A 14040-nucleotide genomic window follows, 5' to 3' on the forward strand; every position below is an offset into this window, starting at 1 on the left:
GCGTCAGATACTCCGGGGTGCGGCGGCGTCGAGGTTGGCGTCCAACCAGTCGGCCAGGCCGGTAAGGGTGTCGAACTGCAGGTCCGGCTGCAGCTGCGGATGGGTCCAGGTGGCTGCGTCGCGGTTGATCCAGCAGCCGCGCAGGCCAGCAGCGATCGCCCCGGCCACGTCCATGTCGGCATGGTCGCCGACGTGCAGTACCTGTGCCGGTGCCACGCCCAGGCGGGTGCACGCGGCATGGAAGATGCTGGCTTCGGGCTTGGCCGCGCCGTGTTCGCGCGAACCCAGCTGGAAGGCGAAATGATGGGCCAGGCCGATCCGCTCCAGGTCGGCGTTGCCGTTGCTCAGCGCCGCCACCGGTACCCGTGCGGCAATGCGCGCCAGCGCATCGATCGCATCGGGATAGCACTCCACCTGGTTGCGCGCGGCGTAGAACACTTCATACGCCGGTTCCAGCAGGTCGAGGCTGGCACCACTGTTGTGCAGTGCTTCGTGCAGGGTCAGCCGGCGCAGCGCGCTCAGGTCGTGGTGGAGGTGCGGATGGGCGTGGTACAGCCGTTCGCGCAGTTCGCGCATCGCCTCCACCGGATACATCGCGGCGGTAGCGGGGCTGTGTTCGCACATCCACGCGTGCAGGACCTGTTCGATGCGGGCGCCGATCGGAGCGAACGGCCACAGCGTGTCGTCAAGGTCGAGGGTGATGGCTTGGACGGGGAAATTCACCCCGCCATTCTACCCCTGCCCGCGCGGGCTTTCATGCGGCGCGGCGGGCGGGGCAGCCAGGGCCGGGTCAGCGCAGGTCGTCTGCCAGTTATGCCCTTGCTCCTGCTCGTGTGGCCGCGTTACTTGTCTTCAGGCTGGCTCATTCCAGCAGCCGTGCCCAGCCCTGCATGCCGTCCAGCCGCGCCAGCACCAGCTTGATGCAGACCAGCAGGGGTACTGCCAGCAGCAGGCCGATCATGCCCCAGGCCCAGCCGAACACCATCAGTGCCAGGATCAGCACCAGCGGCGACAGCTTCATGCGCCGGCCCAGCACGATCGGGGTCACCATCTGTCCTTCCAGGGTATGCAGGGCAAGATAGGCGGCGGCTGGCAGCAGCGCCTGCAGCGGGTCGCGGAATTCAACGAAGCCCATCAGCAGCATCAGTGCCACGCCGATCAGCGGGCCGACATACGGGGCGAAATTCAGCAACGCCGCTACCGTGCCCCACAGCAGTGCCTCCTGCAGGCCGATGCCGAACAGCATCAGCACGCCAGCGAACACCAACCCGACCAGCGTATTGATCACGCTGATGGTCAGCACATAGCGCGAGACCTCGCGCTCGATCGAACGCAGGATGTCACTGGTGAAGCGCTGCTGCTGGCGGTTGGGGAACAGGGCGATGGCCGCGCGCTGCAGGCTCTGCCCATAGATCATGAAGAACAGCGTGAGCAGCACCACCGCCAGCACCGAGGCAGCCAGCCGCGGCGCGCGGGTCAGCATGCGATACGGATCGTCCAGCTGGGTGCGGATCACCTGCACCTTGTGGTTGCTGTCACCACCGGCCACACGGGCGAAGTTTTCAGCCGCCTGGTTCGCCTGCTGCACCGGCTTGGTCAGGTCCTGCACCTGGCGGGCCACCTTGCGCAGCTGTTGCGGGGCTTCCTGTGCCCATTCCATCGCTGGGCCGATCAGCTGCACGGCCAGCGAACCGGTCACACCCAGGCCGGCGCCGAGGATCAGCAGCGCACCCAGTGCACGCGGAATCCACAGTTTCTGCAGCAGGCGCAGGATTGGATTGCCGACCAGCGCGAAGAACATCGCCAGCAGCACCGGCAGGATGATGTCCTGCGCCGCCCATAGCGTGTAGCCCACTGCCAGGGTCGCCAGCACCACCAGCGACATCGGCCCGCGCGGGCGCGACGGCGGGGGCAGCGGTGCTTCGGGTTGCCCGGGGTCGGCCGGTGACGGGGACAGGAGGGACTCGCTCATCGACGCATCAACCGGAAAGGGGTGCGCATTATCCGCCGGCCGCGATCGGCGCGGCGGATTACATGCATCAACGTTCGGACAGCTCGGTGGCCGCTTCGGCCGGCCGCGGTTCGCGCAGTTCCGGTTCGGACACGGGGCGCGCTGCCGGCGCAGCTCGCTCGGCGGTCGCCGACGTTGCCGCCTGTGCCTGTTCGCTGGCCTCGTCAGCTTCCTCGGCCGCATCGTCGGCAGTGGCCGCGGCCTGCGCCGCCATCGCCGTGGCGAACGCGGCCTGTGCACTGGCGAACAGGTTCGAGACCGAACCGACCATCTGCAGCCAGCGGGCACCGTTGACCTTGCCCGGCACTTCCAGCTTGCCGGCGATGAAGCCACCGGCCAGGCCGACCACCACGATGCGCAGCGGCGACCAACCCTGTCGCCAGACCTGGCTGAGCGTGGACCAGTGGTCCTGGGTCTCGCCCAGGCGCACGGTCACCACCTGTTCGCAGCGCTTTACCCGCCGCTGCAACGCGCCGAACTTCATGGCTTGCCCTCGGGCAGCTGCACGCCGGCATCGGGGTCGTCTTCGCTGGGTTCGTCAAACAGGCCCAGGCGAGACAGCTGGCGCCGGGTGGCGTGCATGCCGGTGTGGTGGAAGAAGTAGGACACCCGCCAGATCGCATAGCCGGTGACGGCCAGGCTCAGCAGGGAGGTGATCAGCAGGGCCTGCAGCCAACTCAGGCCCCAGCTCTGCAGCAGCGCGATGAGGGTGGCGGCCATCAACAGCCACGCCGAGGCACCAAATACGATCGCCACGCCGGCCCAGGCCAGCGCACGACCGAACGCACTGCGTGCCAGCGCGAAATCGGCCGAGGCCAGCCGGCGCAGTGAACGCACCGTGTGCTTGGCCGAATCGGCAGCGGCACGACCGGCCGCGCCGACCTGGCGGATGCTCTCATCCAGCGGCGGGGTGGCCGCCGGATCAGGCGCTTGCGTGTTGTCTTCGCTCACGCTGCGGCTTACTTGTCGCTGCTGCCGCGGGCCAGCTTGGCGATGATCCAGCCGGCAGCGAAGGCGACGCCGAACGAAGCCAGCGGACGCTCACGGATCAACTCGGCGGCGCTGTCGATCAGATCCTTGCCCTTGTCCATCAACGCGTCGACCTGCTCCTTGGCGGCGGCACCACCAAATTCGGCAGCGGCCAGGCCGGACAGCGCGCTGTCGGACAGTTCCGCCTTGACGTTGGCCTTGCCGATGCGCAGTTCGTCGCTGGCTGCACCGGTTGCGCCCTTGATCGCACCGCCGGCAGCGCTGGCGGCCTGCTTCAGGTGGGAACCGGCTTCACCCAGGTGTTCCTTCAGGTTCTCGGTATTGGTGGGGCTCATCGAATCACTCCTGTTGCGATGGGGGAACGGGTGTCGGCGGTGCCGACCTGGACTGACAGCAATAGCATTGCCGGGGTATAGGGGGTGTTACGGCAGGGCGATCAGCGCATCACGAGCTGGCCCTGCTGCTGGCCATTGTTGCGCAGCACGCGTACCACCAGGGTCGGCGGGCGCTGCTGGAAATTGGCACGCCAGCTGGCCAGGTCGGCGAATTCACCCACGGTGGCGTCGGTGATGATGTCGCCCTGCTGCAGGCCGTTGGTGGCCGCGCGGCTGCCACGCTTGACCTCGCTGACCAGCACGCCGCCGACACCCGACTGCCGCAGCGACTCGGGCAGGTCGACGAAGGTGGCACCGGTCAGCCGTGGGTCCAGGCTCTCGCCGGTGACCGCACGCGCCTGTTCCTTCAGCGTGGCCTTGATCTGCACGGGCTTGCCTTCGCGGCGTACGTCCAGCGTCATCGGGCTGCCGACCGCGGCCAGGCCTTCGACGTTGTGCAGGGCTTCGGCGCTGTCCACGCGTTGGCCGTTGGCCGAGACCACCACGTCGCCCGGCTTCAGCCCGGCTGCGGCAGCGGCCGAACCGGCCAGTACGCGGGTGATCAGCGCACCACGCGTTTCGCCCAGGCCCAGCCCCTGCGCGATCTGCGCGGTCAGGTTCTGGCTCTCCACGCCCAGCGTGCCGCGCACCACCACGCCGTGCTTGACCAGCTGGTCGACCACGCTGCGCGCCAGGTTCGAGGGAATCGCCAGGCCCAGGCCGATGTTGCCGGCCATGCTGCCCTGCGGGTTGAAGCTGGCCGTGTTGATGCCGACCAGCTGGCCCTGCAGGTCGACCAGCGCGCCACCCGAGTTGCCCGGGTTGATCGACGCGTCGGTCTGGATGAAGTTCTGGTAGCCCAGCCCGCGGATGCCGCTGCGGCCCACCGCCGAGACGATGCCGGACGTGACCGTCTGGCTGAAGCCGAACGGATTGCCGATGGCCACCACGAAGTCGCCCACCCGCAGCTGGTCGCTGTTGCCGAGCTTGATGTCGGTCAGGTTCTGCGCCGGAATGCGGATCAGCGCGATGTCGGTATCGCGGTCCGAACCGAGGAATTCGGCCTTGACCGTGCGCCCGTCGGCCAGCGTCACCTGCACGTCGTCGGCGTTGTCGATGACATGGTGGTTGGTCAGCACCAGGCCCTCCTTGGCGTCGATGATGACGCCCGAGCCTAGCGATTCGTTGATGCGCTCCTGCGGGATGTCCGGGAACAGGCGCCGGAAGAACGGGTCGTTGAAGAAGGGGTTGCGCACGCGCACCACCTGCTTGGTATTGACGCTGACCACGGCCGGCATCGCCTTCTCCAGCATGGGCGCCAGTGACGGAACCTGCTGCCCGGCCACTGCGGCTGGCAGTGCCGCCATGGTCGGCACTACCGCTGGAAGCGGCGCGGCATCGGCACGGTTGTCCAGGTGGGCGTTGATGCCGGTGGCAACGAAACCACCGAAGGCGGCGGCGATTGCGAGCGTGAGCAGGGTAGGTAGCGGTCGCATGGGGGTCGGTTCGCAGGCGGGAATGGGGGCGGTTCGGCTCTACGGTAAAACAAGCTGAATGAGTGTGTCGCGATCTGGATAAATGCGCCATGAAAAACACTTGCGCGAACGGTGGGTCCGGAGCCGGGCACCGGATCCGCGGTGACACCCAGCGAGGTGATCAGGACACCTCTGAAAGCCACCCTTCGCCGCGCGGACACAGTCGGATACTTGCGCAGTTCCGCGCAGGGAGGTGCCGCACTGCGCCACAACGCATGCCTGTCGCTGCACGTGCGCAGGCATGCGCGGCGGCGTCGATCAACCCGGTGGTTGGCGTGGCACAGTCCTTAAAAAAAGGGGTTTCCTGAAAACCCGCCGCACCGACGGGGGTGGTCGACTACACCATCGTCGTCGCAGCAGATGCGATTGCTGGCGCATGCCCCGTTCCACGATCGTCAATGTCGGTATAGCATCGCCCCGTTTTGATACTTAAGGCCCGCAGGAGGGCAACATGAGCAACGGTAATGGTGTGTCGGTCGTGACCGACGCCGTCGAGAACGTCAAAGAAACCGCCACCAACGTTGGCGAGACCATCGCCCACGCTGCCGAAGACGCAGTGAAGTCGGTCAAGAAGACCGTCAAGCGCGCCACCAAGGCTGCCGGTACCCGCGTTGCCAAGGCCAAGAAGGCCGTGGCCAAGGTCGAGAAGACCGTGGCCAAGAAGGCTGAAAAGGCTGCCAAGTCGGTCGGCAAGACCGTTGCCAAGGCCAAGAAGAAGCTGGAAGCCGCCAAGAAGAACGCCAAGGCCGAAGCCGCTGCCCTGAAGAAGGAAGTGGCCAAGAAGAAGGCAGCTGCAGGCAAGGCTGTGACCAAGAAGGCCGCCGCTGCCAAGAAGACCACCAAGGCTGCCGGCAAGAAGGTCGCCACCGTGAAGAAGGCCGCTACCAAGAAGGCCGCCGTCGCGAAGAAGACCGTTGCCAAGAAGACCGCGGCCGCCAAGAAGGTTGTCGGCAAGAAGGTCGCCACCGCCAAGAAGGCTGTGGCCAAGAAGACCGTCGCTGCCAAGAAGGTCGCCGGCAAGAAGGCTGTGGCTGCGAAGAAGGTTGTCGGCAAGAAGGTTGCCGCCACCAAGAAGGTCGCCACCAAGAAGACCGCCGCCGCCAAGAAGGTTGTCGGCAAGAAGGCTGCCGTCGCCAAGAAGGCCGTCGGCAAGAAGACCGCGGCTGCCAAGAAGGTTGTCGGCAAGAAGACCGCCGTTGCCAAGAAGGCAGTTGGCAAGAAGGTTGCCGCCACCCGCAAGACGGTTGCCAAGAAGGCTGCCCCGCTGAAGAAGGTCGCCTCCAAGAAGGCTCCGGCCAAGAAGGCCGTGCGCAAGGTCGCCAAGCGCAAGTAATCGCGCCCTGACCGAAGGCCCTGCCACCCATCGGGTGGTGGGGCCTTTCGCGTTTCCGGGACACGGTCTGGGGCAAGATGCAGATTCTTCCCACCGGAGCCTCCAGGCATGCGTGGTATCGACTTCAGTTCCTGGCAGGGCGTGCTGTCCACCTTGGCCGGCCTGGTCCTGATCACCCTGCTGGGCGTGGGCATCCGCCTGCTTGTCATGCAGACCCTGCAGCAGCGCCGCGAGCGCGAGAACCGGCAGATCAACGAACGGCTGCGCACGCTGATGGCGGCCTACAAGACCCTGGGCGGTTCGTTCACCGGCGAACTGGGGGTGGATCCCAGCCATCGGCGCGACCTGCGCCAGCGCGAAGGGGCCGACGGCATCGCCGAGCCGCGTTCGGACCGCGCGCGCCGCATCCGCGATGCCGTCGAGGCCGCGCTGTCGGACATCCTGCTGCTGGGCACCGACGAACAGGTGCGGCTGGCCACGCGTGCCGCCAACGAGCTGGCACAGGGGCGGCCGGTGCATACCCACGAACTGGTGGTCTCGCTGCGCGACTTCGTGCGCGAGGCGCTGGACCTGGCGCCGATTCCGGCCGACCTGCAGATACCGCCGCAGGGGCCGACCCGGCCTGGTGCCAGCGGTGGCAGCAAGGGCCGCAACGACGGTGACGCCAAGGGCGGTCGTGCGGGTGGTGGTGGAGGTGGCGGAATGGGCGCCGGGATGGGGGGCATGGGCCTCGGCGCCGGCGCCGCTCTGGGCGCCGGCCATGCTGCTGCCAGCGATGAAACGGACGCGCGCTGAGCACGTCCGCCCGGTTCAGCGCGTCAGTTCGTAGATCGGCACGAAGCCGCCGTAGATCATCCGCGCGCCGTCGAACGGCATCGGATTCTTCGTTGGATCAAACCGCGGGTCTTCCATCATCTTCGCCATGCCGGCGTCGCGGGTCGGCTTGTCCGGCCATTCGATCCAGGAGAACACAACCGTCTCATCCGGCGTGGCTTTCACCGCGCCGAAGAAATCGGTGGTCTTGCCGTGCGGTACGTCATCGCCCCAGCACTCGACCACGCGAAGCGCGCCGTACTCGATGAAAACGGGATCACCCGTGCGTGCGTGGGCGAGGAACTTCTCCTTGTTGGCGGTGGGCACCGCCAGGACGAAACCATCGATGTAGCTCATTGCCTGCCTCCGGTTGGACCGCGCCACATGCACGGCCTTCAAGTACCCGACGAACCAGGGCGCCGTGGATCGACAGCCTGTGTGCGCCTGTTCAGCCCGGGCCACCGGGCAGCGGCGCCAGCACTGTATCCGGTGGCTGCTGGCCGGCCAGGTGGCGCACGAAGTAGTCCCACATGCGGTGCGTGTAGGTAGCGTCGTTGCGGAACAGTTCGTGGTCCTGCCGGGCCAGGTACAGCAGGTCGTAGCTGCGCTGGGCCTTGTTCAGGGCGGCGGCCAGCTGCAGGGTCAGCGCCGGTGGCGCGTTCTCGTCCAGTTCGCCATAGACCAGCAGCAGATGCCCGCGCAGGTTGCCGGCCAGTGCCGCATTGTCGAGCCCGGCAAAGGGCGCCGGCACGCCATCGGCCATGGCCGTAGCTGGCAGCACGCCACCGAACAGCCGGTCCATGCCGTGCAAGGCGCCGCCGTACATGCCCTGGAAATTGTGGCTGCCGGCCGAGGCCACGCCCACTTTGTAGAACGCCGGATAGCGCAGCAGGGCACGTGCTGCACTATAGCCGCCGAACGAATGCCCATAGATGCCGACCCGTTGCAGGTCGATGCCCGGGTAGCGTTCGCCCAGTTGGCGCAGTGCAGCCACATGGTCATCCAGCTGCTCATCGGCGCCCTGCAGGAAGCTGCTGTCATGGAACGCCTTGTCGCGGCCGCCGGTGCCACGCGCATCGATGCTGACCACCATGAAGCCGAGTTCGGCGAGGCTGGCGCGTGCCACCGGGTTCAAGGCAGACACGGCCTCGGCGTAGGTCACCGGCGCATTGCTGATGAAGGAACCACCGTACATCGCGTCGATCACCGGGAAGTTGCCGTCATCGCGATAGCCACGGGGCAGGTAGACGGTGGCGAAGATCGGTGTGCGCCCATCGGCGGCCAGCAGGCGCTCGCGCCGTGGTGCGCGCCAGCCGGCAGCAACGATCGTGCTGTCATCGACTGTTTCCAGCACCATCACTTCACGACCGTCATCGCTGGCCCGCAGCACGGTGCGTGGTGGCTGGTCGAGACGGGAGACGGTATCCACCAGATAGCTACCGCCAGGCGACAGCGCCTGTGGGGGGCGCCCGCCGAACAGCGCGCCGGTACCGGCATCGGCCATGTGATCGTTGCCATCGGCGGCCAGGCGCTGGATCGGACCGCCCTGCAGCGATACCCGGTACAGGCCGCGCAGGTAGGGGTCGCCACCGTGGACGCCGCCGGCGCTGAAGTACGCCCAGCCACCCGCAGCATCCACACCCAGCAGGTCACGCACCACCCATTTGCCGCGGGTGAGCTGGCGCAGCACCTTGCCATCGGACAGGCGCACCCGGTACAGATGGCCCCAGCCATCGCGCTGCGAGAACCACACCGCGGTGTCCCGCCCGGGCAGGATGGCCACCGCGGGCCGGTTGTAGGAATACACGTTGAGCTGCAGGCGAGTGTCGCTGGCTTCTTCCAGAACGGTGCGCAATGCACCGCTGTTTGCATCGATCTCCACCAGGCGCAGCTTGCGCGGTGTGTCGAAGTGCGCGATCACGGCATATAACCGATCACCGTCCCAACCCAGGATGCCGGCCTCGCTGAGCGTGTTCCAGCCCTCGGGCAGCGCGATGTCATGCTGCCTGCCGCTGAGGATATCGATCACATACAGGCTGTCGCGCACCTGCTGCGCATCGCCCAGCACGCCCAGCTTCACGGTATGCACGCGAGGGCGCGCATCGCTGGCCGGCGTGCTTTCAAGATAGGGGTAGTCCAGCAGTGCACGTTCGTCATAGCGGATACCGGCCACGTAGCGGCCATCCGGTGACCAGCCGACCGCGAACGGTCGTACCGGCAACCGGCCCTGACGGCGCGGAATACCCCGCAGGGCAAAGTCGGGCAGTACGCCATAGCCATGGCTGGATTCTCCACCGGTGGTCAGCGCACGTGCTGGCGTTGCGGGCGACTGCAGCCACAGGTTGTTGTCGCGGACCTGCAGCCACGCATCGCCAGCAGGCGAAGGCAATGCGTTGGCCGGTGGCTGCGGATCCTGCGAGCGCGTGCATTCCCAGCGCGGCCATCGGCAGTCGACGGGCAGCTCTCCACTGAGCCGGAGGCGCAGGCCACTGTCCGCCAGCTGCACGCTGGCCAGGCGCAGGCGCGGTCCGCTGGCACCGAGGGGCGCAACCGCGGCGTCCAGTGCGGCAGGCTCGAACAGGATCTGACGGCTGGCCTTTGCCGGATCGACCAGTACCGCCTGGCGCCGGCCCTGCACGTCTTCGCGTTCGTACCAGAAGCGTCCATCGGCCAGCCAGTGGGGCAGGACCGAAGCATTGCGCAGCGCACCGCGCAGATGACTGTCATGCACGCGTTCGGCGCGCTGGTAGTCAGCCGCCTGCTGCGCGTGCGCAGCGTGGATCGGAAACAGGAGGGCAGCGCAGGCCAGGAGTGCGGCGCGGACAGGCATCAGCAGCGGATCGGAAACGTGCAAGGCAACCTCCTGTTGCAATCGACGACGACTCACAAATGCACGCGCGCGGCGCGCGTATGCCAGAAAGAGCCTGAATCAAGCCCAAAAATTCAGCAATGCGAAGACGGCTGTTTTCAGGGAGCGTTGTGGCGGATAACGGAGAATTTACATTTCCGATGCGATGGCGCCTTGGCGCTGCTGCAGACCATAAGAAAGTAAAGGTGTACCCCCATGAAGAATTCGCTGATTGCTCTGGCTCTGGCCGCTGCCCTGCCGTTCACCGCTTCGGCTGCTGAGAACCTGTCGTACAACTACGCTGAAGCCGATTACGCCAAGACCGACGTCGATGGCATCAAGGCTGACGGCTGGGGCGTGAAGGGTTCCTACGGCTTCCTGCCGAACTTCCACGCGTTCGGTGAATACAGCCGTCAGGAAGTCGACCACACCAACATCAAGGTTGACCAGTGGAAGGTCGGTGCCGGCTACAACGTCGAAATCGCTCCGTCGACCGACTTCGTTGCCCGCGTTGCCTACCAGAAGTTCGATCGCAAGCACGGCCTGGACTTCAACGGCTACAGCGCTGAAGCCGGTATCCGCACCGCCTTCGGTGCCCACGCCGAGGTCTACGGCATGGTCGGCTACGAAGACTACGCCAAGAAGCACGGCGTCGACATCGACGGCCAGTGGTACGGCCGCCTGGGTGGTCAGGTCAAGCTGAACCAGAACTGGGGCCTGAATGGCGAGCTGAAGATGAACCGCCACGGCGACAAGGAATACACCGTCGGCCCGCGCTTCAGCTGGTAATTGCTTCCTCGGCGCGCCTGCGCGCTGAAGTTGCCTCGACAGGCCCGGCCCACGCCGGGCCTGTTGCGTTGTAGCGACCCGAAACCGCAGCTGAGCGTGGTCGGGTCGTCTTGCTGCGTTGCAATAAATTGGATTCCGCTGTCCCCGGGGCCGGCCTACGGTGGGTACTTCGTACCGCCGGATCCGCACGATGCCGCCTGTCGTTCCAGCTCTGCCCCCCGCTCAGCCCCGCTGCTTGGCCATGCTGGCGCCGCATCCCGTGCTGCGTCTGGGGGTGGAGGTGGTGCTGCGCCAGCATGGCGGCATGCAGGTGTGCGGAAGCTTCGCCGACGAAGCCGAGCTGCTTGCGTTGCTGGATCGTCAGCCGGGCTGCATCGACCTGTTGCTGATCGATGTGCTGGCGCCCTGGGGCCCCGGGCAGGGCCTGGCCCTGCTGCTGCGGTTGTCGCAGCGCTGGCCGCTGTTGCCAGTGCTGGTGCTGTCTGCCCACTGCAACGCCAGCACGGTGACCATGGCCATGCAGGCCGGCGCGCGCGGATTCCTGTCCAAGTGCGCCACGCCGGAAATGCTGCTGCGTGCGGTCGATGTGCTGGCGCGTGGTGGCCGCTTCGTCCCCCCGGAAGTGCGCACGCAGTTGAGCCGATCGCGGCTTCGGCGCCCCTCCGCGCCCGTGCTCACGCCCTTGAGCCGACGCGAACGCGAGGTACTGCGGCTGGTTCTGCAGGGCTGCACCACCGGCGAGGTCGCACGGCGCTTCGGACGCACGGCCAGTACGGTCAGCACGCAGAAGCGCACGGCCTACGAAAAACTGGGCATCCAAAGTGACAGTGAACTGTTCCGCATCCGGCATCTGCTCGAATGCGGATGAGCGGTCTTACTCGCCCTGGTACTGCTTCTCTTCCACCAGTGCCGAACCGGCCACGCGGTTGATCTCGTTCTTCACCTGCACGCGCTCGCCATTGGTGCCGTAGACACCGCGCGCCAGCTGGATGAACGCATCGTCGAACACCTGGGCCGCTTCCTTGTCGCGCAGCTGGTCCTGGATGTCCCACATGCGCTCGTTGATCGCCTTCAGCTGCTGCTTCAGCGCGGCCAGTGCCGGCTGTGCCTGCAGCTGCTGCTGCAGCAACGGCAGCAGGCCATCCAGCTCGGTGCGCACGTTGGCCAGCTTGGCGGCATCGTCGATGCGCTCGGCCTTGATCTCGAGAATGGTGATCTTGTCGATCAGCTCGCCGATCGATACCGGAGTCAGGATGGCGTCCACGCAGTTGGTCCCTTTGAACAAGGCGCCATGATACCGCGCCGGTGGTACCCGGCCCCGGTCTGCCGGATTTACGCCGAATTTGCGCTGCGGGCCCGGCAGCACCCTCGATCCGTTACGGCTACGCCCCCGACACTGCCGTCCCGGCGGTCAGACCGCCTTCGACGAGGAAAACAGTGCAGTGAACAGCAAGGGGACTATGGCGACGGTAGTGGCCGCGCTGGCAGGGCTGCTCGGCATCGGCAGTGCGCAGGCACAGGCGCAGGTGAGCGGCAGCATGGCGTTGACCAGTGATTACGTGTGGCGTGGCAGCTCGCAGAGCGATGGCGACCCGGCCGTACAGGCGGGCGCGAAGGTCACGGTGGCATCGGGCTGGTACGCCAGCGTGTGGGGGTCCAACGTTTCGTTCAGGCCGGACAACGGCGCGCGCAGCGAATTCGATCTGGTCGCAGGCTGGTCGGGCGCGCTGGCCACGGACTGGACGCTGGACGCCAACCTGACGCGCTACCTGTATCCGGACACGGGCCGCGCGCTGGACTGGACCGAACTCAACACCACGTTGACCTGGAAGCAGCGCGCCTGGCTGCAGGTCGCGCACTCCAACGATGCGCTGGCCGGTGGCCATCGTGGTACCTATGCCCAGCTCGGTGTGCGTGTGCCGCTGCACGAGCGCTTCCGTCTGGAAGCGGCGGTGGGCCAGTACTGGTTGGCCACCGCGCAGGGGCCGGATTACCTGCATGGCCAGCTCAGTGCCATTGCCACGCTGACGCCGGCGTGGGAGCTGCGTGCCACCGTGCATGACACGGACAACGCAGCCAAGCGCCTGTTCCCCGGCAACGCCGGTGGGCGATGGGAGCTGGCGCTGCAGGGCAGCTTCTAACCGGCCATCGAAGCCTGGCGTGCACGCAGCGCGCCGGGCAACCACAGCAGCAGCGCCAGCACGGCCACGGCAGCACCGGCCACGCAGACGCCGGTCCAGCCGAAGCGCTGGTAGACCTGTGCCGACAGCAGCGAACCCAGCGAACCGCCGATGAAGTAGCCGGTCATATAGCCGGCATTGAGGCGATTGCGTGCCGCCGGTTGCAGCGCATAGATCAGGTTCTGGTTGCTGACGTGCAGCAGCTGCGCGGCCAGGTCCAGCACCACCACGCCCACCAGCAGTGCCAGCAGCGAGTGCGCGGACAACCCCAGCGGCAGCCACGACAGCAGCAACAGCAGCAGTGCGATGGCGGTGGCGCGACCGGTCTGGCCACGGTCGGACATGCGCCCGGCCAGGCCGGCGGCCAGTGTGCCGGCCGCGCCCACCAGGCCGAACAGGCCGATGGTGGCGTCGCTGTAGGCGTAGGGCGGCTGTGCCAGCAGGAAGGCGAGCGGTGTCCAGAAGATCGCGAACATGGCGAAGCTGCAGGCGCCCAGCAGGGTGCGCTGGCGCAGCACCGGTTCCTGCACGAACAGCACGCCGATCGAGCGCAGCAGTGCGAAGTAACCGAGGCCGGCGCTGTGGTGGAAACGCGGCAGGCCGCGCTGCAGCGCCAATGCGGTCAGTACCAGGGTGCCGGCAGCGATCGCATATACCAGGCGCCAGTCGCCCAGGCTGGAAAGCAGGCCAGCGACGGTGCGCGCCAGCAGGATCCCCAGCAGCAGGCCACTCATCAGCGTGCCGACCACGCGCCCGCGATGCTCGGGGGCAGCCAAGGTGGCCGCGAAGGGCACCAGCACCTGTGCCACCACCGAGAACAGGCCGGTGATCGCAGTGCCGACCAGCAACCAGGTCAGCGACGGCGCACAGGCACTGATCACCAGCCCGCCCGCCGACAGCAGGCTCATCACCACGATCAGGCGGCGGCGCTCGAACAGGTCTCCCAGCGGCACCAGCAGGATCAGTCCGGCGGCATAGCTCAGCTGCGCGGCGGTGACCACCATGCCGACCTGGCCGAATGGCACGCCGAAGGCATCGGCGATGGTGTGCAGCAGTGGCTGCGCATAGTAGTTGCTGGCCACCGCCACGCCGGTAGCGATCGACATCAACAGCACCTGCCAGCGGTGCAGAGGGGGAAGGGTGGGGCTCACGTGGCAGTCCAGGATG

Annotated in this window: 15 protein-coding genes; 5 read left to right on the forward strand and 10 right to left on the reverse strand. The window is 66.9% G+C overall.

The window, feature by feature from the left end:
* Positions 1-3: 3 nt before the first annotated feature.
* From ACZK4H_RS01325 to ACZK4H_RS01350, 6 genes are all read right to left on the reverse strand, one after another.
* Positions 4-723 (reverse strand): HAD family hydrolase, encoded by a 720-nt coding sequence (locus ACZK4H_RS01325; protein WP_099551490.1) that lies wholly within the window; start codon positions 721-723, stop codon positions 4-6.
* 139 nt (positions 724-862) lie between these two features.
* On the reverse strand, positions 863-1972 hold the full coding sequence (locus ACZK4H_RS01330; RefSeq protein ID WP_099551489.1) for an AI-2E family transporter: 1110 nt from the start codon (positions 1970-1972) through the stop codon (positions 863-865).
* Between the two features lie 67 nt (positions 1973-2039).
* Positions 2040-2495 carry a protein sip-5 gene (locus tag ACZK4H_RS01335; RefSeq protein WP_099551488.1) on the reverse strand — a complete coding sequence of 152 codons (456 nt, stop codon included), beginning with the start codon at positions 2493-2495 and terminating at the stop codon, positions 2040-2042.
* Positions 2492-2962 (reverse strand): phage holin family protein, encoded by a 471-nt coding sequence (locus ACZK4H_RS01340; protein ID WP_099498329.1) that lies wholly within the window; start codon positions 2960-2962, stop codon positions 2492-2494. The genes ACZK4H_RS01335 and ACZK4H_RS01340 overlap by 4 nt, the downstream gene beginning before the upstream one ends.
* Positions 2963-2970: 8 nt before the next feature.
* Positions 2971-3336, reverse strand: a complete 366-nt coding sequence (locus ACZK4H_RS01345; RefSeq protein WP_099551487.1) for a hypothetical protein — start codon at positions 3334-3336, stop codon at positions 2971-2973.
* Positions 3337-3437: 101 nt separating this feature from the next.
* Positions 3438-4871 (reverse strand): Do family serine endopeptidase, encoded by a 1434-nt coding sequence (locus ACZK4H_RS01350; protein ID WP_099551486.1) that lies wholly within the window; start codon positions 4869-4871, stop codon positions 3438-3440.
* A gap of 490 nt (positions 4872-5361) precedes the next feature.
* Between ACZK4H_RS01350 and ACZK4H_RS01355 the strand changes: the two genes are divergently transcribed.
* The gene (locus ACZK4H_RS01355) at positions 5362-6243 is read left to right on the forward strand and encodes a histone (RefSeq protein WP_099551485.1); all 882 of its coding nucleotides are present in this window, start codon (positions 5362-5364) and stop codon (positions 6241-6243) included.
* 108 nt (positions 6244-6351) lie between these two features.
* Positions 6352-7038 carry a hypothetical protein gene (locus ACZK4H_RS01360; RefSeq protein WP_099551484.1) on the forward strand — a complete coding sequence of 229 codons (687 nt, stop codon included), beginning with the start codon at positions 6352-6354 and terminating at the stop codon, positions 7036-7038.
* Between the two features lie 15 nt (positions 7039-7053).
* On the opposite strand, the gene ACZK4H_RS01365 is transcribed toward ACZK4H_RS01360, so the two are convergent.
* Together ACZK4H_RS01365 and ACZK4H_RS01370 are read right to left on the reverse strand one after the other, a co-directional pair.
* Complete coding sequence (locus ACZK4H_RS01365) at positions 7054-7413, reverse strand: DUF1428 domain-containing protein (protein ID WP_099551483.1); 360 nt, start codon at positions 7411-7413, stop codon at positions 7054-7056.
* 91 nt (positions 7414-7504) lie between these two features.
* Positions 7505-9910: a S9 family peptidase gene (locus ACZK4H_RS01370; RefSeq protein WP_099551482.1), complete on the reverse strand. Its 2406-nt coding sequence runs from the start codon at positions 9908-9910 to the stop codon at positions 7505-7507.
* A gap of 210 nt (positions 9911-10120) precedes the next feature.
* Between ACZK4H_RS01370 and ACZK4H_RS01375 the strand changes: the two genes are divergently transcribed.
* A complete protein-coding gene (locus tag ACZK4H_RS01375; RefSeq protein WP_005407747.1) occupies positions 10121-10693 on the forward strand; it encodes an OmpO family porin in 573 nt (190 codons plus the stop codon).
* Between the two features lie 241 nt (positions 10694-10934).
* A complete protein-coding gene (locus ACZK4H_RS01380; protein WP_478473043.1) occupies positions 10935-11561 on the forward strand; it encodes a response regulator transcription factor in 627 nt (208 codons plus the stop codon).
* A gap of 6 nt (positions 11562-11567) precedes the next feature.
* Here ACZK4H_RS01380 and ACZK4H_RS01385 read toward each other — a convergent pair whose 3' ends face one another.
* Positions 11568-11957: a DUF6165 family protein gene (locus ACZK4H_RS01385; protein ID WP_046984111.1), complete on the reverse strand. Its 390-nt coding sequence runs from the start codon at positions 11955-11957 to the stop codon at positions 11568-11570.
* Between the two features lie 178 nt (positions 11958-12135).
* On the opposite strand from ACZK4H_RS01385, the gene ACZK4H_RS01390 reads away from it, so the two are divergent.
* A complete protein-coding gene (locus ACZK4H_RS01390) occupies positions 12136-12834 on the forward strand; it encodes a TorF family putative porin (protein WP_099551480.1) in 699 nt (232 codons plus the stop codon).
* Here the strand turns inward: ACZK4H_RS01390 and ACZK4H_RS01395 are convergent.
* Positions 12831-13979 (reverse strand): MFS transporter, encoded by a 1149-nt coding sequence (locus ACZK4H_RS01395; RefSeq protein WP_278252695.1) that lies wholly within the window; start codon positions 13977-13979, stop codon positions 12831-12833. The two genes, ACZK4H_RS01390 and ACZK4H_RS01395, sit on opposite strands and share 4 nt — an antisense overlap.
* Positions 13980-14040: the final 61 nt, after the last annotated feature.

The organism is Stenotrophomonas sp. 78350_Sma (genome assembly GCF_056482105.1).

Excerpts from the sequence above, each read along its gene's own strand:
- ACZK4H_RS01375 (WP_005407747.1), top strand. The coding sequence starts at position 10,121 with ATGAAGAATTCGCTGATTGCTCTGGCTCTGGCCGCTGCCCTGCCGTTC.
- ACZK4H_RS01395 (WP_278252695.1), bottom strand. The coding sequence starts at position 13,979 with ATGTCGATCGCTACCGGCGTGGCGGTGGCCAGCAACTACTATGCGCAG.
- ACZK4H_RS01335 (WP_099551488.1), bottom strand. The coding sequence starts at position 2,495 with ATGAAGTTCGGCGCGTTGCAGCGGCGGGTAAAGCGCTGCGAACAGGTG.
- ACZK4H_RS01360 (WP_099551484.1), top strand. The coding sequence starts at position 6,352 with ATGCGTGGTATCGACTTCAGTTCCTGGCAGGGCGTGCTGTCCACCTTG.
- ACZK4H_RS01350 (WP_099551486.1), bottom strand. The coding sequence starts at position 4,871 with ATGCGACCGCTACCTACCCTGCTCACGCTCGCAATCGCCGCCGCCTTC.
- ACZK4H_RS01330 (WP_099551489.1), bottom strand. The coding sequence starts at position 1,972 with ATGAGCGAGTCCCTCCTGTCCCCGTCACCGGCCGACCCCGGGCAACCC.
- ACZK4H_RS01365 (WP_099551483.1), bottom strand. The coding sequence starts at position 7,413 with ATGAGCTACATCGATGGTTTCGTCCTGGCGGTGCCCACCGCCAACAAG.
- ACZK4H_RS01345 (WP_099551487.1), bottom strand. The coding sequence starts at position 3,336 with ATGAGCCCCACCAATACCGAGAACCTGAAGGAACACCTGGGTGAAGCC.
- ACZK4H_RS01380 (WP_478473043.1), top strand. The coding sequence starts at position 10,935 with ATGCTGGCGCCGCATCCCGTGCTGCGTCTGGGGGTGGAGGTGGTGCTG.
- ACZK4H_RS01355 (WP_099551485.1), top strand. The coding sequence starts at position 5,362 with ATGAGCAACGGTAATGGTGTGTCGGTCGTGACCGACGCCGTCGAGAAC.